Annotated in this window: 26 protein-coding genes; 6 read left to right on the plus strand and 20 right to left on the minus strand. The window is 26.1% G+C overall.

Annotated features, from left to right (window positions below; genetic code table 11):
• The first annotated feature begins 7 nt into the window (after positions 1–7).
• Together KGF48_RS11020 and KGF48_RS11025 are read left to right on the plus strand one after the other, a co-directional pair.
• On the plus strand, positions 8–775 hold the full coding sequence (locus tag KGF48_RS11020; protein WP_227841330.1) for an ABC transporter ATP-binding protein: 768 nt from the start codon (positions 8–10) through the stop codon (positions 773–775).
• 272 nt (positions 776–1,047) lie between these two features.
• Positions 1,048–1,872 carry a hypothetical protein gene (locus KGF48_RS11025; RefSeq protein ID WP_227868048.1) on the plus strand — a complete coding sequence of 275 codons (825 nt, stop codon included), beginning with the start codon at positions 1,048–1,050 and terminating at the stop codon, positions 1,870–1,872.
• Positions 1,873–2,168: 296 nt separating this feature from the next.
• On the opposite strand, the gene KGF48_RS11030 is transcribed toward KGF48_RS11025, so the two are convergent.
• From KGF48_RS11030 to KGF48_RS11045, 4 genes are all read right to left on the minus strand, one after another.
• Positions 2,169–2,495 (minus strand): AzlD domain-containing protein, encoded by a 327-nt coding sequence (locus KGF48_RS11030; protein ID WP_227827984.1) that lies wholly within the window; start codon positions 2,493–2,495, stop codon positions 2,169–2,171.
• On the minus strand, positions 2,488–3,189 hold the full coding sequence (locus KGF48_RS11035; RefSeq protein WP_227827983.1) for an AzlC family ABC transporter permease: 702 nt from the start codon (positions 3,187–3,189) through the stop codon (positions 2,488–2,490). The genes KGF48_RS11030 and KGF48_RS11035 overlap by 8 nt, the downstream gene beginning before the upstream one ends.
• Positions 3,190–3,470: 281 nt before the next feature.
• Positions 3,471–4,853, minus strand: coding sequence for a PLP-dependent aminotransferase family protein (locus KGF48_RS11040; RefSeq protein WP_227841256.1), 1,383 nt, complete (start codon positions 4,851–4,853; stop codon positions 3,471–3,473).
• Between the two features lie 291 nt (positions 4,854–5,144).
• Positions 5,145–5,309: a hypothetical protein gene (locus tag KGF48_RS11045; RefSeq protein WP_227435106.1), complete on the minus strand. Its 165-nt coding sequence runs from the start codon at positions 5,307–5,309 to the stop codon at positions 5,145–5,147.
• A gap of 570 nt (positions 5,310–5,879) precedes the next feature.
• Between KGF48_RS11045 and KGF48_RS11050 the strand changes: the two genes are divergently transcribed.
• A complete protein-coding gene (locus tag KGF48_RS11050; RefSeq protein ID WP_227841255.1) occupies positions 5,880–6,860 on the plus strand; it encodes a MerR family transcriptional regulator in 981 nt (326 codons plus the stop codon).
• Positions 6,861–7,246: 386 nt separating this feature from the next.
• On the opposite strand, the gene KGF48_RS11055 is transcribed toward KGF48_RS11050, so the two are convergent.
• The 8 genes from KGF48_RS11055 to KGF48_RS11085 all read right to left on the minus strand — a co-directional run bounded on the left by KGF48_RS11055 (position 7,247) and on the right by KGF48_RS11085 (position 13,067).
• Positions 7,247–7,579 (minus strand): carboxymuconolactone decarboxylase family protein, encoded by a 333-nt coding sequence (locus KGF48_RS11055; protein WP_227841254.1) that lies wholly within the window; start codon positions 7,577–7,579, stop codon positions 7,247–7,249.
• Positions 7,580–7,845: 266 nt separating this feature from the next.
• On the minus strand, positions 7,846–8,487 hold the full coding sequence (locus KGF48_RS11060) for an SdpI family protein (RefSeq protein WP_227827979.1): 642 nt from the start codon (positions 8,485–8,487) through the stop codon (positions 7,846–7,848).
• The gene (locus KGF48_RS11065) at positions 8,468–8,761 is read right to left on the minus strand and encodes an autorepressor SdpR family transcription factor (protein ID WP_227827978.1); all 294 of its coding nucleotides are present in this window, start codon (positions 8,759–8,761) and stop codon (positions 8,468–8,470) included. The genes KGF48_RS11060 and KGF48_RS11065 overlap by 20 nt, the downstream gene beginning before the upstream one ends.
• 267 nt (positions 8,762–9,028) lie before the next feature.
• Positions 9,029–9,163, minus strand: coding sequence for a hypothetical protein (locus KGF48_RS20330; protein WP_255287792.1), 135 nt, complete (start codon positions 9,161–9,163; stop codon positions 9,029–9,031).
• A gap of 367 nt (positions 9,164–9,530) precedes the next feature.
• Positions 9,531–10,283, minus strand: coding sequence for a sulfite exporter TauE/SafE family protein (locus KGF48_RS11070; protein ID WP_227827977.1), 753 nt, complete (start codon positions 10,281–10,283; stop codon positions 9,531–9,533).
• A 62-nt stretch (positions 10,284–10,345) separates the two neighbouring features.
• The gene (locus KGF48_RS11075; RefSeq protein WP_227868049.1) at positions 10,346–12,010 is read right to left on the minus strand and encodes a helix-turn-helix domain-containing protein; all 1,665 of its coding nucleotides are present in this window, start codon (positions 12,008–12,010) and stop codon (positions 10,346–10,348) included.
• Between the two features lie 11 nt (positions 12,011–12,021).
• The gene (locus KGF48_RS11080) at positions 12,022–12,384 is read right to left on the minus strand and encodes a metal-dependent transcriptional regulator (protein ID WP_227868050.1); all 363 of its coding nucleotides are present in this window, start codon (positions 12,382–12,384) and stop codon (positions 12,022–12,024) included.
• A 314-nt stretch (positions 12,385–12,698) separates the two neighbouring features.
• Positions 12,699–13,067: a MerR family transcriptional regulator gene (locus tag KGF48_RS11085; protein ID WP_227827974.1), complete on the minus strand. Its 369-nt coding sequence runs from the start codon at positions 13,065–13,067 to the stop codon at positions 12,699–12,701.
• 160 nt (positions 13,068–13,227) lie between these two features.
• Between KGF48_RS11085 and KGF48_RS11090 the strand changes: the two genes are divergently transcribed.
• The gene (locus KGF48_RS11090; RefSeq protein WP_227840964.1) at positions 13,228–14,022 is read left to right on the plus strand and encodes an HpcH/HpaI aldolase family protein; all 795 of its coding nucleotides are present in this window, start codon (positions 13,228–13,230) and stop codon (positions 14,020–14,022) included.
• A gap of 213 nt (positions 14,023–14,235) precedes the next feature.
• Here KGF48_RS11090 and KGF48_RS11095 read toward each other — a convergent pair whose 3' ends face one another.
• The 6 genes from KGF48_RS11095 to KGF48_RS11120 form a co-directional block, all read right to left on the minus strand.
• A complete protein-coding gene (locus KGF48_RS11095; protein WP_227827972.1) occupies positions 14,236–14,664 on the minus strand; it encodes a flavodoxin in 429 nt (142 codons plus the stop codon).
• A gap of 224 nt (positions 14,665–14,888) precedes the next feature.
• Entirely contained in the window at positions 14,889–15,827 is a 939-nt protein-coding gene (locus tag KGF48_RS11100) for a S8 family peptidase (RefSeq protein WP_227868051.1), read from the minus strand.
• A 242-nt stretch (positions 15,828–16,069) separates the two neighbouring features.
• Positions 16,070–17,725 (minus strand): dihydroxy-acid dehydratase, encoded by a 1,656-nt coding sequence (ilvD, locus tag KGF48_RS11105; protein WP_227840962.1) that lies wholly within the window; start codon positions 17,723–17,725, stop codon positions 16,070–16,072.
• A 156-nt stretch (positions 17,726–17,881) separates the two neighbouring features.
• Positions 17,882–18,559, minus strand: coding sequence for a TVP38/TMEM64 family protein (locus KGF48_RS11110; RefSeq protein ID WP_227868052.1), 678 nt, complete (start codon positions 18,557–18,559; stop codon positions 17,882–17,884).
• A 337-nt stretch (positions 18,560–18,896) separates the two neighbouring features.
• Complete coding sequence (locus KGF48_RS11115) at positions 18,897–19,145, minus strand: DUF5071 domain-containing protein (RefSeq protein WP_227840960.1); 249 nt, start codon at positions 19,143–19,145, stop codon at positions 18,897–18,899.
• Positions 19,146–19,467: 322 nt separating this feature from the next.
• Positions 19,468–19,767: a hypothetical protein gene (locus KGF48_RS11120; RefSeq protein WP_227840959.1), complete on the minus strand. Its 300-nt coding sequence runs from the start codon at positions 19,765–19,767 to the stop codon at positions 19,468–19,470.
• Between the two features lie 231 nt (positions 19,768–19,998).
• On the opposite strand from KGF48_RS11120, the gene KGF48_RS11125 reads away from it, so the two are divergent.
• Entirely contained in the window at positions 19,999–20,676 is a 678-nt protein-coding gene (locus tag KGF48_RS11125) for a VanZ family protein (protein WP_227840958.1), read from the plus strand.
• Between the two features lie 272 nt (positions 20,677–20,948).
• On the opposite strand, the gene KGF48_RS11130 is transcribed toward KGF48_RS11125, so the two are convergent.
• Positions 20,949–21,206 carry a hypothetical protein gene (locus KGF48_RS11130; RefSeq protein WP_227827965.1) on the minus strand — a complete coding sequence of 86 codons (258 nt, stop codon included), beginning with the start codon at positions 21,204–21,206 and terminating at the stop codon, positions 20,949–20,951.
• 651 nt (positions 21,207–21,857) lie between these two features.
• Here KGF48_RS11130 and KGF48_RS11135 point away from each other — a divergent pair.
• A complete protein-coding gene (locus KGF48_RS11135) occupies positions 21,858–22,229 on the plus strand; it encodes a helix-turn-helix domain-containing protein (RefSeq protein WP_227827964.1) in 372 nt (123 codons plus the stop codon).
• On the opposite strand, the gene KGF48_RS11140 is transcribed toward KGF48_RS11135, so the two are convergent.
• The gene (locus KGF48_RS11140) at positions 22,226–22,366 is read right to left on the minus strand and encodes a hypothetical protein (RefSeq protein ID WP_227435245.1); all 141 of its coding nucleotides are present in this window, start codon (positions 22,364–22,366) and stop codon (positions 22,226–22,228) included. The two genes, KGF48_RS11135 and KGF48_RS11140, sit on opposite strands and share 4 nt — an antisense overlap.
• Between the last annotated feature and the right edge of the window lie 152 nt (positions 22,367–22,518).

Below are 22,518 nucleotides of genomic sequence, written 5' to 3' on the forward strand. Positions count from 1 at the left end.
GTATATTATGAATAATATTATAGAAGCTAAAAAAATTAGTAAAGAATATGTCATCAGCAAAGAGAATATACATCAAGTTTTAAAAGGAATTGATTTAACCATTCAACATGGAGAGTTTGTATCTGTTATGGGAGCTTCTGGCTCAGGAAAAACAACTCTACTTTATAACTTAAGTGGTATGGATAAACTCACATCTGGAAACATTACATTCTGCGGAGAAATAATTTCTAATATGTCTGAAGAAGAATTATCGAGGATACGATTAAAAAAAATGGGATTTATCTTTCAACAAAGCAATTTACTGAAAAATTTAAATATCTTTGACAATATAGTCCTTTCTGCCTATTTGAGAAAGGAAGAAAGCCGCCAAATAATTAATGAACGAGCAAAAATACTTATGGATAAGACAAATATTTCAGAAATCAAAGATAAAGATATTACTCAGGTTTCTGGTGGTCAACTTCAAAGAGCAGCTATATGCCGTGCTTTAATTAATACTCCAGAAATCTTATTTGGAGATGAACCAACAGGTGCACTTAATTCTAAAGTAACAAATGAAGTGATGGATATTCTTTTAGATATCAACCACTCTGGTACGACCATTATGCTTGTGACTCATGATGCCAAAGTTGCAGCAAAAACAGAACGAGTAGTATTTATGTCCGATGGTGTAATCATAGGAGAAATTATATTAGGAAAGTTTAATGAATATAATAACAATTTAAAAGAAAGAGAAAACAAACTTACAAACTGGTTATTAGAATTAGGTTTTTAGAAATATTAGTACGAATAAAACAGATGTTACTAGTATTATAAATTCAAAATAGTTATGAGTAAAGAAATCTATTATTAGAGGCTCTAGAAAGTGATATAAGTATAACTTTTTAAAGCCTTAATTATTTTATAAAAAATTTTTCATATATCTAAATTAAGATATACAACATTTTATTAAACTATTTACTTCACATATATATTAAAGCTGATGACTTATCTAATGTTTGATGATAAAATAAAATTAATAAATATTTAATTATAGAGGATTATATTATGAACATTATTAAAAGAGTACCTTTAATATTAATAGTATTAATTGCAATATTAATAACAGGATGTTCTCCAAGAGAAAGTGCTAGTGAAGTAGCAAAAAAGTATACTGATAGAGTAAATTCTGGAGATTATGAAACAGCATATGATTTACTAAGCAAAGACACCAAGAAAAAAGTTAGTCTTGAAAGGTTTAAAGAGTATCAGGATGTATTAATCGAGACCAAAAAAGTAATCGGCTATAAATTAGGAAAAGAAGAGAATATAGAAAAGTATAAATATGATAAAAAAGAATATAAGAATCTTATTAAACTAGAAGAAACTTATGATATGAAAGATATGCTTTCTAGAAAAAAGAAATCTTTAAAAATTGATAGATACTTTGTAGTTGAAAACAATCAATATAAGTTATTGTGGCATGAAAATTTTAAAAGTAACCTTAGTTCTAGATACCTTGATTTTGTATATCTAAAACTCGAAAAATTTTCAGAAGAATCTTTTAAGGAAATTGTTATATTGCTAAAAAAAGCAACTGATGCTGATCCTAGCAATTCAGATCTTTACTATATAGAAGCATCTAACTATATGTATTTAGATGACTATGATAAGGCTCTACTTCCAATTAATAACTGCTTAAAATATTTAGATAAAAAAAGTTCTAACTATAAAAAGAAAGCAAGTGATGCATACAATTTAAAGGGAGTTATATTAATGTGTAATAAAAAATATGATGATGCAAAAAAATTTTTAAATAAGTCATTAGATATTAATCAAAATAATGATGATGCAAAATATAACTTAGATACAATAAAAAATGATTTAGAGTAACTATTTAATTTATACAAAATAAATTAATTTCTATATTATTATGTATTTATATAATATTCCCTATTAAATTAAAATACTTATAAATTAATTATAAAAAAGAACTTATTGCTATATAAAAGTTAATATATAAGCAATAAGTTCTCTATATTTGTACGCAAAACAGTAATTAATTAAATTTAAAATACATAACAACTAAATACTAAAAATATATAATTATGTTAGATAATAAAATCTAAAGCAATATGTATTTATAAATATTTATAATTTTAAAATTTGTATATATTAGCGGTTAAATATTACATAATAAATCCAAATAAGTATATAGATGCCACACCCGTAACAATAGAAATTCCAATAGATTTAAATTTGTATGCAACAAGAAGTACAATTAGAAAAGATATAATTTTAGGATTTACTACAGATAAATATAGATTATCTCCATTAAAAAATACATCTTTCGCTGTTAAAGAAGTAAGTATTGCTACAGGTATAAATTTCATTATTTTTTTCAAAGACTCAGGCATATCCTTTTTCGAAAAGATTAACATTGGAAAAACTCTTGGAAGATATGTAACAATGTACATTCCTATTATAATAAAAAATATATAATTACTATTATTCATAAGATTCCTCCTTTTTATAATGCACCTCTTCTGCAAAGAACCCAATTAAAGATGCTAAAATTGATGCGACTATAATTACTAAATTACTCTTAAATAATACATATAAAATAATTGAAATAATAATTGATGATATAAATACTAAAACATAAATTTTGTTTTTTATTTGAGAAACTATTAATGCTATAAACATAGAAGTCAGTATAAATCCAGAAATAGAACTATCTACAGATATTGTTTCTCCTAAAAATGCCCCAATAAAGTTCGCTAAGACTGATGAAACTAGGCAAAAAAAATTGAGATAGATTGCATTTCTGTCAGTCCAATTTCCAGTAGTAAATTTTTCATAATTAACTGCAAAAGTTTCGTCAGTTATGGTATGGCAAAATGGCAATATAAACTTTGGACTTTTATTTTTTATATACATATTTAAATTGGAACTCATTAAGAAATGTCTCAAATTAACAATAAATGTGGTTAATACAATGGATGTTATACTTGCACCAGCTGAAATCATTGAAGCTGCAATAAATTGAGAGCTTCCTCCAAATACCAAAGTTACCATCAATGCTATTTGAAAAGGTGAAAGACCAGATTTCTGCAGTAGTATTCCTCCTACTATACCTATTGGTATATAGCCCAAAAATATGGGTATAGAGGCAATAAAACTTTCTCTTAGTTGTTGAGTTCTTTCCATGATAAATCACTCCTTTTAACTTTTAATACATTGAGTATTATTAAAATATAAAATAGATTAATCATATAATTGCAATTATACTTAAAAATAAATTTGAATTAACTATATAATCTTTACTATAATAAATAAAAATAAATTAGTTTTGAAATACTATTAATCTATAATTACTTTTTGTTATAAGGCAATGATATATGTCAATTCTTATAAATCAATTATCTATTATGTTTTTATTGTAACAGCAAAAAAAATTACACACAATTAAAATATTGTGTGCAATACAATTATCTTTTTTCTTTCAGTAATCGTTTTAATACACTTAAACCAGATTTAAGTTCTTCTATATTTTCTGTAGCACATACAGCTATTCTTATTGCAGAAATAGGTTTTTCTTTTCCAACCGCAAAGCGCTCAGATGCATAAACCTGTACACCTTCTTTGAGTGCCTGTAACTCAAGTTTTTCTGCCATTATATCATCAGGTAGTATTAACCATCTAAATATACATTCATCATTTCCTAAAATATTATACTCAGATAAATATTGATTGACAATCTCATTTCTTCTCCTAGCAGACTTACGGCGTGCCTCAATTAATTTATCTGCTTCTCCTGATGCAATCATACGGTAAGCTATTTCTGTTAAAAAATATGATTGAGACAGATTAATATTATATAAAGCACTTGATAACGCTTCTCTATACTTTTTAGGTGTAGCAATGTATGCAAGACGTAAGCTAGGTGCAAGAATTTTTGATAAGCTTGTAATATAAATTGTCTGATTAGGTATATAATTAGCAACTGGGTTCAAATGTATTTCATTAAGTAAACCATGAATAGCATCCTCAATCACAATTAGATTATATTTAGATGCAATATGTGCAATCATTTTTCGTCCAGTCTCTGACATTATATGTGTAGTTGGGTTTTGATAATCTGGTATTATATATATTCCCTTGATGTTTTCATTCTTGCAGGCATATAATAAACCTTCTTCACTAATCTCTCCATTTTCTTGTTTAATTGGTATCAGTTGTATTCCAAGCATTTTGGCTGCCGTCTTTATTCCAGGGTAAGTTAATGGGTCTACACCTATTCTATCTCCATGTTGAAATAGACCTGCCAAAATAGCTACAATTGCATTTTGTCCTCCACTTGCAGGAAGTAAGCTATCAGAAGAGATTTTAAATCCAGTTTTGGAAATCAATTTAGCTATAGCTTCTTTTTGCCAATCAGCACCATCTCTCTGTCCATATTGAAATATAGTTTTAAAATCCAATTCTTTAGTTATTTGTTTAAATAAAGTACTCATTTCTTCTAATGCACAATCTGGATTCATTGTACCCATTTCAATGAATGTAATTTTATTACTTGACATCAAAAATAAATTTGACCGTATATCATAAGCTACAAAAGTTCCACTTCCTGTAACCCCGCTTATTAATCCTTTCTTTTCACAAATTTTAAAAGCTCTAGAAATAGTACTTACATTTACATCTAGGAAATCTGCCAATTCACGTTGTGGTGGTAATTTAGTACCAGGCAACAAAGTTCCATTATTAATATCTTCTTCTAATTGTTCTGCAATAGCTTTATATAGTATTTGCCCTCTTGATGGTCGTTTTGGCTTCCAATTCATAGGATAATTTTCAAAAGAATTAATTGGCATAAAGTTTCACCTCACATTACTAATTTGACTGTTTTGTTTATCTAAGGCAATAAATTCATTAGGAAAGTGATTATACAAATCTCTAACCTAAACAAATTAATCAATAGCTGTATTTCATAATTACCTTTAAATTTATTTTAATATATACACCATATATTTAAAGAACTTTCTTGTCAATATAAAAGTAGTACAAACCATAATTAAATGAATACTAGAATATTTAATTATTTTTGTGCAATAAAAAAGAAGGCATAAAGAGCTACCCTCAAGCTCAATATACCTTATAAATATCTACACTTCGTTTTTGACTAATTTCTCTATGTCTTTGATAATATGTTCTTTAGATTTTTTTCCAGCTATTGCATCAAAAATTGCAACAGCTTTTTTCTCTCCAAACTTCTCTGCTACATCATTAAACTCTAGAAATCTAACACTTTCCTTTTGTTTACCAAACATACAACACCTCTCATACATTTTTATATATTTATTATAACTTCTATATGTTTATTTTTCACCAATAAACGTTAGACAAATTAGTGCCTTTATTTTTTTAACTTTATTTTCCCTTCAAAATCCTTAACAAAACTAGTTTATTCTACCCTATAAATAAAAATATACAATTTAATTTGTAGGAAACTCAGTAATAAAATAAAAAAATCAATACTTCTCTTTCCAAAAGTTTTACAGTAAAAATAATAAAAATTATTTATTGTGTAGCAGCTTTGATATATACATAAGATTCGCTAACTATTTTATTTCTCAAAGTAAGTAAAAAATAAAATAGTTAATAACAGAAAAATTTCAAACTGATATGATATTAATAGATACAATCTCTGTATGGCTTTGACATATGATATCTCGAAAGTTTTTGATGTTACCATAGAGACTTATTTAATTTTACAGAGTGCTAAGTATAATAGGAGATATTTAAACTGATTAAATTAAGACAATCAATAATTTTAATGTTTAATTGTTGACTTTGACACCGTGTCGTAGTTTATACTAAAACTGTAAGGAGGAAGTATAATGAGGACAATCACTATAAGCCAAGTATCTAAAAATATGGGTATATCCACTAGAATGCTACGCTATTATGAACAAATTGGATTAATTAAAAGTTTTCGTCGTGAAGGTTATGCTTACAGAGTTTATGATGAAGAAGCAATTTCTAGAATTGAGCAGATTATGCTTTTGCGTAAATTGCGAATTCCTGTACGTCAAATTCAAATAATTCTAGAAAATAAAAATGCAATTACTGCTATTAACATCTTTCGTCAAAACATAAATGAATTGGATGAAGAAATTACGGCTCTTTCTACAATCAAGGATATTCTCTTTTGTTTTATCAAAGAACTAATTAAAGTTACAGAACTACCACTCAAAACTATTATTTCTGAAAATGACACATTGTTATCAGCTATTGAATCACTTAATATTGTTAGTATTAATTTTAAGGAGGAACAAGGTATGAATAAGTTAAATAAAGCAGATGAAAGATTATCAAAACTCAATGATGTACGTATAGTATACCTACCACCAACTACTATTGCTTCCGCTCATTATATTGGTGATGACCCAGAACTTCATGCAAATACAATGCTTGATGAATTCGTGCGTAAAAACAATTTGAATAAAATTAAACCAGATTTAAGACGTTATGGTTTCAATCATCCTAATCCAATAGATGAAACAGGCTATCATGGTTATGAGGCATGGGTGACAATTCCAGATAATATGGAGATTTCGGCACCACTTAAAAAAAAGCAGTTTGCAGGAGGGTTATATGGTGCACATATGATTGCTTTTGGCAATTTTGCTGAATGGGATGCACTTCTCGAATGGGTGAATAACAGTGAGAAATATGAATTTGCAGGTGATTTACAAGACCAAGAACATATGTGTGGTCTTTTAGAAGAACATTTAAACTATTTTAGCCATATAGAAAATACAGACCATGAGGTAAAAGATATACAACTTGATTTACTAATACCTATTAAGGAAAAATAAGATAAAATATCAGCATAATAATACTAGTTTGTCAAAAAGATTATATGACTGTGAGATAACAATTATGATAGAGAAAGATTATTTTTGAAAAGAAGAAATATGTCTTTTATTTAACATTCTAACTATTTACAATTAGACAAGATTATAATAAAAAATAGATAAACTATATAGTTTATCTATTTTTTTATTACAACTTTAAGGAATCAATATATTTAAATTTAATTAAATTTATCTAAAGTCCTTCTAAAATTCCAATATGTAAAATATTAAATTTAAATTAATAATATAAGTATTTGTTATGTAATAGTATATGCTATATTAAAACATACTCAATAGTATTATTAAATTAATATATTAGTATTAATACAAATAACTATGTACAAAAATTATATATTAAGTTCTTCTAAGATTTTTATTGCAAATCTTGCATTTGGATATGTAATAGAGCCACCACCAATTACACCTATTTTTATTGCTTCTATAATTTCAGCCTTACTTGCTTTAGAGTTGACACATCCCTCTATATGATAGCAAATGCATTCATCACAACGACTTAAAATAGAAATTGCTAATCCCATCAACTCTTTATTTTTTTTACTTATGGCTCCCTCTGAATAAGTCTTATCATCAAGACTTCCAAATACTCTAAAAAATTCATCTGTTTCACTTAGTTTATTATTATATAATTTTCTATATTCTTTCATTTCTTCAAGATTCATATCTACCTCCTGTGTTTATAAATAATTTTTATAGATTATACTATCACATAATACTTGTATTTTCAATATTAAATATGAATTTTCAATTTATAACACATAGCTTGATTTGCAAATTACCTTAGAATATATAATCAATGATGATTTCTCACTTTGAATATTAATTGATTTTCAGAGCTAAAATAAATACCTTAATAAGTTTTTAATTGTATGTTTTAGCTCTGAAATATATAATATTTAACTAAGTTTTATAAAAATATATAACTATCCTAATTATTTTTAGCTGAATTTTTATATATAAAATAAGAATAAATAAATGGTATCACTACAATCATAATTATTATGAAAGTATTATAAAAAGGAATATTAATAAATGCATTAATAATTAACAATATTCCACCAATAATCCAAATCCATCCAGCTAAATGATGTGTTTTATTCCAATTTTCTTCATTATTAAGAGTCCATGGTAATTTTATTCCTAATGTATAATTTTGTTTACATTTAGGAATATAGTTTCCAATAAAGAAAATCAATATTCCTGAAAATAACCCTATATAAAAGTTTGTCTCTAAAGTAATTCCTATTGAATACATAATCATCATCACTTGTAAAATAACTGACAGTATAGCAACTCCCCACTTTGAAAAACTTTGAAGTATTTTTGAAAATCCTATTTTCTTTGGTTCATTTTCAAGTCTAAACCATGTATATATATGAATACATAGCATTAATAATGGTACACCAAAAGCTGCTATAACTTTTGGAGCATAATTATCTGGATTTCCATAGTTGTCAAAATGAATTGCAACCTGATCTGGTAATCTATTATAAAAATAAATTGATACAATAAATGGTATAAAACATACTAAAGTTGATAAAACAAATTGTTTATTTATCATTTTTTTCATTATCTTTTTCTCCCTTCTCCATAAATTGTGAAAACCAAAGCATAACTTCTTCAAAAACTGAAGTATTTATTTCGTAGAAAATAAAGTTTTTATACTTGGTTTCAAATATGAGCCCTGCCTTTTTTAATTGTGATAGATGATAAGAGATTGTGGCATTTGTCATATTAAATTTTTCACTAATTTCTCCTGCTGACATCCTGTTACTCTTTAGCATAAGTAAGATTTCTCTTCTTATAGGGTCAGAAAGAGCCTTAAACGTTTCTGGAAAACCCAACAATATCACCTCTCTATTTAGAATTTCATCTAAATACAATATAACATAATTAATTATTCATTTCAATAACTATTTAGATTTTTTTCTAAATAGTTATTGAAATGAATATATAAATTTTTAAAATTAGTTTTAAATAAAGCAATCTCACTCATAGATTACTCTTATTTAAATACTTTACTTTCAAAAAAAATAAAAAGACTTAGAAATAAAACTCTAAGCCCTTTTATTTTACAAACTTTCTTATATTTAAAATATAACGTGCACTATCTATGCAACATATTCATACTTTTCTCTGTATTCTCTTACGGCATCATTCCAAGCTTCTTGTACTGTTACACCTCTTTTATTAGCAATTCTCTGTGCCAGTTCAATTATTTTCATAGCTCTTCTTGATATGTTCATATATATTCCTCCTACAAATTATTATATATTTCATATACATAGTTAAAGTTATATTTTTATACTATATAACTTTTCTATTATAATATTACAATTTCCATATGTATTATATATGAACTGTATTAGAAGATAATTAGAATTTTTGTAAAATTTGTATATATTCATATTTATACAATATTGAACTAATAAAAATCTTAAAATAACTTGAAATATATATTCTCATATATACTCTAATAAGCATTTAGAAACTGCAAAATACTTGAAGTTTTTAATAGTTAATATCATATAAAAAATCTACAACTAATCTAATTACAGTGGTTGTAGATTTTTATATAATATACAAATAATTATAAAAGATAAAACTATCCAATTAAAACAATGTTTGGTACATTAGCTTTGTGACCATAAATAATGCCATTACTAAAAATATTGGTTTTATCATTTTTGAACCATTTTTTATTGCAACTTTAGCACCTACATAAGCCCCTATTATCATTACTAATGCAAACAACACAGCAATTTTATAATATACTTGACCATTTATCATAAATAATAATAATGAAGTTACATTGCTTGTCAAGTTTAATATTTTTGTATTTGCTGAAGCATGCAAGAAATCATATCCATATATTTTTATAAATCCAAAAGCTAAAAATGTTCCTGTTCCTGGTCCAAAAAAACCATCATAGAAACCCATTATAAATGCCATAAGCATTCCTAATCTCAAATTTTTCTTATTAATACCTTCAAATCTGTCTTCTTGACCTAAATTTTTAGAAACAAAAGTATAAATTGCCACTATCAAAATCATCAATACAACTAAAACATTTAGTATATTTTCATTTATTGATAATACACATTTTACTCCTAAAATACTACCTATAATAGTAAATGGAACTAATTTTTTTAAGAGTTCATTATTAGTTTTGCCAGATTTTGCATACCTATAAGCACTACTTATACAACCTGCTGATGCTGCAAATTTGTTTGTACCAATAGCAAGATGTATTGGTACTCCAATAGCCATAAGAACAGGCATACTGATAAGTCCACCTCCACCTGCTATAGAATCTACAAAAGCAGCTATAAAGCCCCCTATACATAAAAAAATAATTACAAACATAAAATTCCTCCATACATTCTATTTCAATCTCCTTTACAATATATACTTCATACAATTCTTTCTTAATTTTTATTGTCCAATATATTTTTTCTATATTCATTTGGAGTGCTATTATTAAATTTTTTAAATATTTGTGAAAAATAACTGCTATTATTAAATCCTACTTTCTTGCAAATATCAGCTATACTCATATTCCCATTTTTTAAATATTTTTTAGATTCTTCTATTCTAAGAATATTTATATACTCAGTTATTGAAATTTTATTCTTTTCATTGAAAATAGAACTTAAATAATTTGGACTTATAAAAAACATCTCAGATATGCTATTTAAATTTATATTTTCTTTATAATATTTTTGTATATATTCGTTTATCTTTTCAATTAAATTTACTTTATCTTTTCTCCAAAATTCTCTATTAATATCAATACATTCTTTAGAAAATTCAAGTAATATATTCCATAAGTCTTTATCACTACTTACAAGTGATATTTTTTTAGTATATTTATTTTTTACGTAATAGATAAGATTTAAATCTTCTAAATCTCTAAGTACTGTTCTAGATAATACAAGTATCACCTCTTGAATAATACTTTTAATATTATTATGTATTTTCTTATTTATCTCTATTAGTTTACAAATGCCTTCTAAATTCATATTTTTAATTTCTTTCTCAAGAGAAAATTCTAATTCATAAGGATACTCTACACAGTCAGTATTAAGTATACTAATTCCTACAGGACTTATAATGCACTTTTCTTCTAATAGCTTATAATTAGCCCTTTTAAGTGCATCTTCAAGTTTTATATTTTCCTTTCTACTCTTTAATATTTCCTCATCTTTTATACTAAGTTGGTTTTCAAAGAATGTTCTTTTTGCTATTTCCTGAATAAAATCAGTTACCATTAGTAAATTTTCTTTTAATACATATAATCTACTTTTAGGATTTAATGGGATTTCACTGTAAATTTTATTTATATATTTTATATCTATATTTGAGTTATTTGATAATATCGATAACTTTTTATCTATATCAATAGATTTATATATTATAAAATTTCCACATTCTATATATCCAATTATATTTTCTTCTAATACTATAGATATCTCTAGGCTAGAAACATCATAATCACAATTATATATTTTAGTAAAATTATCGTTATTTATATTTTTATTAAGTTTTCTATTACATGTTCTTATGTTTTTGCAAATATTGCAAAACTTAACTTCTCCATTAGTTTCAAATATTTTTTCGTGTTTTGAATCATAAATAGATATTTTTAGCTTCAGTATATTAGATATTTGATTTGCAATATTTTCAATTATATTTATATTAATTAACTCTTGTATATTATTCTCAGAAAACATGATTGGTAATTGTTTTAAGCTCGAAAATTTATAGGGAACATAGGCGATTAATATTATCAAATCATTTTTACCAGTATTTATAATTTCATGTTCTGAATATGGTGGGCAATAGATTATTGATGATTTCTTTATATTAATCTTTCTACCATCAATTATTTGTATTCCTTCTCCTTGAATCACGTATAAAAGTTGTTCTTCACTTAAATGAAAATGTTTTTCTTGACAATTTCCTGGAAAAAATTTTACAACTCCAGCACTAAGTCTATTAGATTGTGTTTTTGATGGCTCATGTATCCATGTAACTTCTCCCCAATTAAATTTTTGCACTTCATATTTACTCGACTCACTAAAATACTCCATAAGCTCACCTCTTAGTTTTTGTCTAAATATTTTTTTATTCTTTCAAACGTCTCATTGCTTATAACATGCTCTATTCTACATGCATCTTTTTCAGCTATATTGAATGAAACTCCCAATGTATTTATTAGAAATCTAGTAATTAAAATATGTTTTTCATAAATTTCTTCTGCTTTTTTTCTACCATTTTCAGTTAAAATAATTTCACCATCAAACTTCATTACAATGAAACCACTTTCTTTTAAAATCCCTACAGCTCTACTTACACTTGCTTTACTATAATTTAGTTCTTTTGCTATATCAATAGACTTTACAATTCCATTTTTCTTTTCCAAAATCAATATTGTCTCTAAATAATTTTCTCTTGATTCATACATTTCTACTTCCCCCAAGCAATAACAATTCAATTCTAATATTTTTATCATACCAATTAAAAAAGTATAACTGTATGTTTTAACATCATAATCTAGATTGTTCATATATATAATAAAAAACACTCACTTTTATACTCATAAATATTTTTATCACTTACATTAATATATCTTATCATAATTTTCTTTTTTATTACATAGAGAAATCTCAGACAAAATAAAAACCAATTTAGACTTTGATACATAGTGTAAGAAAAGCATTAAAATCAAGACTTTACATACATAAACAGACAATAAAGTTATAAAAAGAGCACAAAAAATTATTTCTTAACTGCCTTTTTTTCGTTTAGATAGGCTACTTTTTCATCTATTTGCTCCATACAATGTTCCAACACATGTATTTTATTTTGAATATTCTGTTTATGTTGTTCAAATAGGCAAATTCTTTTATCTATTGTATCATCTCCCATATCACAGAAATGAAAGCATTCATATATATCCTTTATAGATAAACCTGCCTTTTTAAGTTCTATAATAAAGACTAGGCGTTCTATATCCTCTTCTAAAAAATAACGAACACCACTTGGTTTTCTATTGATAGGAAGTAACAAGCCTTTTTCTTCATAAAAACGGATTGCTGATGGAGAAATTCCGGTTATTTTTGATACCTCAGTCATGGAATATTGCATGTTCTTTACCTCCATAAAATTTTAAATGAATAATAACATTATAAAAATTCCTTTCATAATAGTCAATCAGTAGTCAATAAAAAAGTATTGACTTCAAGTTAGGTTGAAGTTGTATAGTTTGAAGTGTAAAAATCAACTGGTAAAAGAAAGGATGATATAAATGGAAAAATATGCAACTATGATTAAAGAAAATTTAAATGCAGGAAAAGTACTTTGTGGAATTGCAGTTTCACTGTCTGATTCAGCTGTAAGTGAATTAGTAGGGCTATCTGGATATGATTTTGTCTGGATTGAGGGAGAACATGGAGCCTTAGACCGTAAAGACATTCAGCAACATATGATAGCAGCACATGCTGGCGGTGCTGCTTCTTTAGTTAGATTAGGAAATAGTGACCCTGCTCTTGTTAGAGCCATAATGGATATGGGAACAGATATCATAGGATTTCCATTTATTAATACAGTACAAGACGCACAAAAAGCAGTATCAGTTTGTACCTACCCACCAAAAGGTATAAGAGGATGTAATCCTCAACGTGCTTCTTATTATGGGCGTATGAATTATTTAGACTATATTAAAAACGCAGATAAAGAAACATTGAAAATGATGTTAATTGAGCAAAAATCAGGCTATGACAATCTTGAAGATATAGTTCAGGTTGATGGTGTTGATATTATAGCACTAGGTCCTGGCGACCTATCTTTAGATCTTGGCTTTGCTGGAGATATGGATAGACCAGAAATAAAAAATATGATTACTCATGCTGCTGAGATATGTAAAAAATATAAAATGCCTTTTATTGTCTTTCCAACAATAGAAAAGACAAGCGTTGAAACATGGGTCAATATTGGTGCAAATATGCTTTGCTTTGCACAAGATACAACCTTTATCACTTCTGCTATCAATCAATTATGGTCTTTTTATGATGAAGTTGTACCAGTTGAAAAACATCATTAAATAATTGTATTTCTTGTACAATAAACATACTGCCAGATAACAAATAAAAAATTATTATCCGGCAGTACTGAATATATCTTGAAGTCAAAACATTAACTATTTTCTCTTTTATAGAATATTCATCACATATGTCATACTATTAATATTTTTTAGCTTTATGTATACTAATATTATCATTAGTTTTTAAAAATTAGCTTTTTATAGCATACAAATTTATTCAGCCAACATTTTACCTAATTCAATACAATTAGCCTCTGCCTCTCCATCTGGATCTTCCATTGCTGTGATTCCTTCACCACCTATAATCGTAGCACCAGCATTTTGCATACGTTCTTCCCAATCTCTCATCCATTCACAATTTCCCCAACCATATGAACCAAATAATCCAATTTGTTTACCTGATACCATTGATTCTAATTCTGATACAAATGGTTCCATATAACCTTCTTCTAATTGCTCTGCTCCCATAGATGGGCAACCTAGTGCAAATTTATTTTCTCCTTTTAAATCGCTTGGTTTCAATAAACTTACATCTAAAACCTCTGGTGTTTTACCTTTTGACTTTACACCTTCTGCTACAAAATTTGCCATTTTTTCAGTATTTCCTGTTCCACTCCAATAAACAATATATATTTTACTCATTTTTACCTCCTATGATATTTTTAATTAATTTATTAGTTAGCTATAGCTAACTAATATTTAAAAAATAAAAGATTTCTTTATTTGAAATCTCTTTATTTTTTCTAAATATATAATATCATGAGTAGTTTTAAAAATCAATATTTATTGATAATATTTCTCATTAAATAATTTTTATCATTTATCTATTAAATACATAGTCTTCATTTTTCATTAGCAAACAAATACTATCTTTTAGTATTACCCTTGTATTTATAAAGATTTAAATATAGGTAACCATTTCCTTGTTCTGTTCTAGGCAAACCAAGTGCCCTTGTACACTTTATTAACTGTGCATACAACTCAGCTTCATCAAAATTTCGTTCAAATTCTTCTCTTGCCCACTCTTTAATCAATGCCATTGAACCCGTTACATAGGGTGCACTCATACTAGTACCACTCATAATAGCAAGTTTATTATCCATATAAGTTGATAAAATATTTCTTCCTGGTGCAACTAAATCTATTGTACTATTTGAATTGCTAAATTTCTCAACTAAATAGTTTTCATTTATTGCACCTACTTCTATTACTTCAGGATAACTTGCTGGGTAACTATATTCACTTGTACTAGAATCCCCATCTCCATTATTACCAGCTGCACACACTACAGGAATATTATTTTTTACTGCTTGTAAAACAGCATTTTTTAGATTTTTATCATCTTTATTCCCTCCTAGAGACATAGATATAATATCCACCTTGCTACTTACAGCAAAGTTGATAGCATTAATTATACTCTGATACGTCCCAATACCATCTTTATTTAATGCTTTTGCTATTAATAATTTACAATCTGGTGCTACTCCCATAACTTCATTATTATAATTAGATGCTGCTATAATACCTGCTACATGTGTTCCATGTCCATTAAAATCCTCATATATATTTTTATTTCCATTACTATCATCACTGAAATTTACCCCTCCAATGACTTTCCCTTTTAATAGAGGATGAGATGTATCACAACCTGTATCTATTATACCAACTACAACATTTTTACCAGTGTATCCCTCTTCCCACATTCCTTTAGCATTCATTTGTTTTATACCATATGGAAATTTATTCTTTGTTCCTCTTAGATTTTCATTTATCTCATATGGAATTAACTTCATTTTTTTATTCATAATGTATCCCCCTAAAAATTTTATTGCATATAAAAAATTATAAACAAGTTAAAATGATAAACTATAAATTAATAATTTAATTTATAGTTACATGATTATACTCATCTATTTATATTTATGATATGTTTTTTATTTTTAGGAGTCATATTTTATTATCTACAAAATAAAATTTATGTGCTATATCAAAATAAAGATTTGCTTACATATGCAGATTTACTTTTTTATAAGATATAATATATTTACTATTTCAAAACTGCCCCTGTATTTGCTGATGTAACCAGTTTAGCATATCTACTTAAATATCCATGCTTTATTTTTGGTTCCAAAGGCTTAAATTTTGATTTTCTCTTTTCCATTTCTACATCACTTACTTTTAATTCTAATTTTTTATCTGGTATATTTATAGAAATTATATCTCCTTCTTCAACTATTCCTATTAAACCACCTTCCATAGCTTCTGGAGAAATATGTCCTATAGATGCCCCTCTGGTAGCTCCTGAAAAACGACCATCAGTAAGAAGTGCTACATGCTTATCAAGTCCTATTCCCGCAACTGCTGAGGTAGGAGATAACATTTCTTTCATTCCTGGCCCTCCTTTTGGACCTTCATATCTTATAACTATAACATCACCTTTATTTATTTTTTTGCCAAATATAGCACTAACAGCTTCTTCTTCTGAATTAAAAACTCTTGCTGGACCTTCATGAACCAACATTTCCTCTGCTACTGCTGATTTTTTTACAACTGCTCCATTTGTAGCAAGATTACCTCTTAAAATTGCTAGGCCTCCTTGACTGCTATACGGATTTTCTAATGTATGTATTACTTCTTCGTTCTTTATCTCACAATTTTTTATGTTTTCTCCTATAGTCTTGCCTGTTACTGTTTTACAATCTAAATTTATTCCTTTTATCTTTGAAATTTCATTCATTATAGCTGGTATTCCGCCTGCCATATGTAAATCTTCGATATGATGCTTACCACTTGGACTTAATTTTGTTAAACAAGGAGTTTTTTCACTTATTTCATCAAATAAATCTAAATTAAGTTCTATTCCTGCTTCATAGGCTATTGCAGGTAAATGAAGCACTGTATTTGTAGAGCCAGCCATTGCCATATCTACAGTTATTGCATTTTTAAAAGCATCTATTGTCAAAATATCTCTAGGCTTTATATCATTCTTAAGAAGTTCCATGACATACATACCTGCATATTTTGCTATTCTTTTTCTTTCTCCTGAATGTGAAGCAGCAGTACCATTATATGGAATACCCATACCTAGTGCCTCTGTTAAACAATTCATACTATTAGCTGTAAAAAGCCCAGAACATGAACCACAACCAGGACAAGAATTCATTGACAACACTTCTAGTTCCTCTTCACTCATTGTTCCATCCTTACAAGCTCCAACACCTTCCATTGCAGAGTTAAAGTCATATACTTTTCCATTTGCTTTTCCTGGAAGCATAGGACCTCCACTTACAACAACACTTGGTATATTAAGTCTTGCAGCAGCCATTAACATTCCTGGCACTATTTTATCACAATTAGGTATAAGTACTAAAGCGTCAAAACCATGTGCCATCGCCATTGCCTCTATAGAATCGGCTATTAATTCTCTTGAAGCAAGTGAATAATTCATTCCAACATGTCCCATAGCTATACCATCACAAACTCCTATAGCTGGAAATTCTAATGGTAATCCACCACTCATTCTCACTCCATTTTTTGCTGCTTCTGCTATTTCATCAAGATGAAGATGACCAGGAATCACTTCATTTTGTGCATTTACTATACCTATTAGTGGTCTTTCAATCTCTTCTCTAGTAAGACCCATTCCATACATTAATGCTCTCTTTGGAGCTCCTTCTATTCCTTTTTTTATATCACTTCTCATGGTATTACCTCTTTCTTATATTTTTAAAATTTTCATAATATTATTATAATATATTTTTATATCAATTAATTACAAAAAATCCAAAAAATATTAAAAGATATTAATATAAAATTATTACGATTTTATATTAATATCTTACACAAATAAATTAAATGCTTATTCTCTCTTGGATATACTAGTTGGAGAAATCTTTTTTGCCAATATTAAAGATGCTATTATTAATAAAAGCAACAACACTATAGAAATTATAAAAGAAGGATTAGTAACATCAATAGCTTTATCTCCTATATTTAAGAACACTAATGTTCCTGGTAAAATACCAATAAATGTTGCAAGTATATAACTACTAAACTTTATGTTAGTAAGTCCTGCTCCATAGTTTATAAGATTATATGGAGTAATTGGTACCAATCTTAATACAAATATAATAAAAAATCCTCTCTTCTCATCTGCCTCCATAAAAAGTTCCCATAAAGATGGTGCTAATTTATTTTTTAAAAACTTAGTTATGGTATCTTTAGCTAATACCTTTGCCATCATAAACATAATTGCACTATTAATACCTGCACCTATTATCGTATAAAGTGTTCCTTTCCACAATCCAAATGCTAATCCTCCAGCCAATGCTAAGACTGGAACTGGAAAAAAAGTAATTGGTAAAATTGAGAAAATCAATATATATACAAAAGGTGCATAGTTTCCATATGATTGCACATATTGACGTATCTGCTCTGCTGTAATATCTCTAAAAAATGTATAATAAACGAGTATAAAAATAACAATGATAAGTGCTGTAACAATTCCTTTCAAATTCTTTTTTATAATAAGTATCATCCTTTCTATATGTATTTATTGTATATCGATATTATTTATTTTCTTTTTCAAGTTTTAATAAATAACCCTTTATTTTTATTCCATCCAAATAACTTCTTCATCACTTCTTATAATATTATCTCTTTGTCAGATTTTCAAGTTTCGATAATATTATTATAATACATTTTTTTATTAACTAATTACAAAAATCTAAGAAATATCAACAAATTGCACAATTAAGCTAAATAAAAAAGTTTTGTTATATTACTTAGAAAATTTTTTAAATAATATGGAAAATAGTATTATTTATAAAAAATAAGGGCTTTATTATTTTATCCATTGATAAATATTGTTTTTTCTAATAAATAAAAAAACATTCCATTAAGAGAATGTTTTTAGGAATATCTATTATCAGTGGAGTAATAATTTCTTGATGTAATGCCAATACAGACAATATATCTTTTGCAACAGGCCAATTGTAATCTCGTATCCATTCTAAAAGCCTATGGCAAATAGGTTTTATTTCTTCATCAGATAATAATTTTAATTTTTCAATATTACAGTTATTAAACTTATCTTTTGGAAGTAGTTCTTCTACATTTTTCATAATATATTTCTCCAATCCAAGACACAATAGTTGTCTTATCTCCCTTAATTAAATAGACAAAAATCGTTTATGTTTAGATTCTCATATCTACATGTATAAATGTCAAACAAATTATAACTTAATATACTTGTATATAAGTACTGATATTAATCTGAACACCACTTTGCCTTTTACTAGATATACAGTTTATAGTAGTATGACCATGATTCTTTCTAGATTTTAAAGAATTAAAATCTTCTTAAACATATCCATTTTATTATATTATAAAAATGACATATTTTTATATACAATAAATTTTCAAAATAATAAATGTTATTTTAAGTTAATCAAATATAATATTTGAAACTTTATCCCAGTTAATCTCTCTCGAATTATATTCAGGGTGTGATAATTTCACTACATGAGTTGAATTATTATAATTATAATAAATTGTAGTAGTACCATCAATTTGATTCTTCTTGTATCCTTGATAGCTAGCACCATTTGGCACTTTTTTTTCAATAAGACTATATGCATATGAAGCATCAAGCATTCTTACTTTATTTGGAAATATTAACATAAAAAAAGTTATAAGAGCAAAAATACATATACATGTAATACTATACCATTTAATCCATTTCATACAATTCCTCCTATTTTACCAATATATACTATTATTATTTCCATATATTTATAATATTTATACATATGATAAAATTTTTAAACATTTACATATTAGGTGTAGAAGATTCTATTTTATAAGTTAATAAATTTTTAAGGTTTTATTAAAGAAAAATTTATTTTTAAAGATTACAATAAAGATAGTATTTATGAGGTTAAAAATATAAATTTTGAAGGGAGATAAATTACAATTATGTGGACACTTTATCCGTTATTTTGTGCAATATTACCTTGTTTAATATACCAAATAATTGTTATAAGAAAAGTAAATTTAAAAGAAAAGAGGAGTTTAATAACACATCTAATATGGGTCTATGTTTTTTTATTTTATATTTACTTAGCACTTAGCAAAGCAGGTATTGGAAGTATATGGGATATAGGTAGATATGATGAAATTATTAGGCTAGATGAAATAAATTTAATTCCATTTAGTTCAAGTGGTGCTTTAACTTATATTCTAAACATCATCATGTTTATGCCTTTAGGATTTTTACTTCCTTTGATTTGGGAAAGATATAGAAATTTTATTAGTATATTATGGACTGGATTAGTTTTTTCATTAGCAATTGAGATTTGTCAATTATTCAATCATAGAGCTACAGATATTGATGATTTGATGATGAATACTCTAGGTGCTATTTTGGGATATTTCATATGGATATGTATAAATAATTTATTTAATTATATAAGTAAAAAGACTCTCTTTTCATATCGATATGAACAAACTGTTAAAGATGAAATTGCTGTTGAAGCTGATGATGATACAAATAGAAAAGCTATTAATCTTCCTAAAAATGAAACTATTATGTACTTAATATTAGCTGTCTTAGGAGAATTTCTATTGTATAATTTTTATATCATTCCTTATTAGATAGTTTAATATACATTAAATTTACATTTTATTTTAATATTTATGTATAAATAAAATCCCCCTTCTTATTACATTAAGAATGGGGTATTTTATTCTTTAAAGATAATATATTTAAAAATAATCTTTTTATATTATTGATAATACCTATTTTCCCTTTTATACTTGATTGTTGCAAAAACAATATTTAAAATAATCTATAACTTTTAATTATAATTACCTTCAACAAAATTATTAAAATACTTTTCAAATCTTAACAGCCTAACATAATCGCCTTACTTAATTGGCATTTGAAATATTCGATTTACATTACATCTAACTTTATTAGCAGTTATATAATCATACTCAGTACCATTCTCAATAAAATTTTGTATCTTATCTAATACTTGTATTGCTCTCTCTTTACTTTCATAATCTCCTATCTTCCTAGTATTATACATATCTTCAAATGTTACATATATTTGATTATCATTTATTTCAATTTTACTAACTTTCATTAAATTAGTTTTATCCTGGCTTCTAATTATTATCATTTCAACCTCTCCAATATATTTAATTTATTTTAAAGTCATTTCCTTGTTATATACTATTTTGACATAATTAAAACTTTTGCCATTACATACTTATATAACATCTTTCTCTTTTGAGAATTTCTTTAATTTTAAAATATTTACTAAATTAGTTCTCTTTTTTATTTCCATGATAAATCATCTGTTAATTATTCCAACACCATTATATAATCTATTTCACTTAGTAAAACTTATCCTTACCACCCTTCTCATATTGATTTATACATTTGGTAATTGTATTAATAAAAATTTTTATTCAAATCATTTGCATCTTAAATCATTTATATCAAAACTCAATATTTTTACAAAGTGCATATCTCTTTTCTTATAAACTTAGTTTTATATTTCCTTCAAATAAATGTATTATAGGATTTATTTTTAATATTTTTATTACTTTTTTGATTTATTTTTAATAGCATCATTTTTAATTTTGATTTTTTGTATTTAACATATCACCTCTCCATAAATTACCACTTGTATAATTTATATTATATATATACAAACGGTAATTATCAATCTTTTTTCTTCTCTTTTATCTTTTTTTATATATTTTTGGTAATTTTATTTTACTTTTTAGTAAAATAACTTATAATTTCGGTAAGGAGTGATGTACATATGGAAAGTTTAGGAGATAGAATAGCAAAGTTAAGAAAAGAGTTGGATATAAATCAAAAGGAACTTGCTACTAAAGTTGGTATAACTGAAGCTAGTTTATCACGTTATGAAAATAATCTGCGAGAACCTAAAAGTGAAATAATAGTAAGATTAGCAAAAGCACTGAAGACATCTACAGATTATTTATTAGGTATAAATGAAAATACAAAAATAAATAGAGAAGACAAATTAATAATAGAAAGTTTATCAGTTAGTGAAAAAACAAAACAACTTTTAGAAAAGATATATTCACTTGAGGAAGAAGATAGAGAAGCTATAGAAAAAATGATTGATAATGCTTATATAAAGAGATTTTTAAAAGAAGAGAACTAATTCTCTTCTTTTACTTTTTCCAAGATTTCTAATAACAGTTCATAAAAATCAATATCTACACTCAATAAAAAATCTAATTTAATTCCTGTGTCTTTAATTTTTTCCTTTCTTATAATAGTAGTATTTGATTTTTCCACATGCACCATCCCCCAGCGAACCTATGTTCTTAATTTTATTCAAAGATTCCCAACAAATTTTTAATAAAAATTATATAATTATAATTTTTCCATTTCATAAAATATTTTTCTATTATCCAAAATTTTCTTGGATAATTATCTTAACTATATAA

This window comes from Clostridioides sp. ZZV15-6388 (assembly GCF_020657755.1).
Taxonomy (GTDB): Bacteria; Bacillota; Clostridia; order Peptostreptococcales; family Peptostreptococcaceae; genus Clostridioides.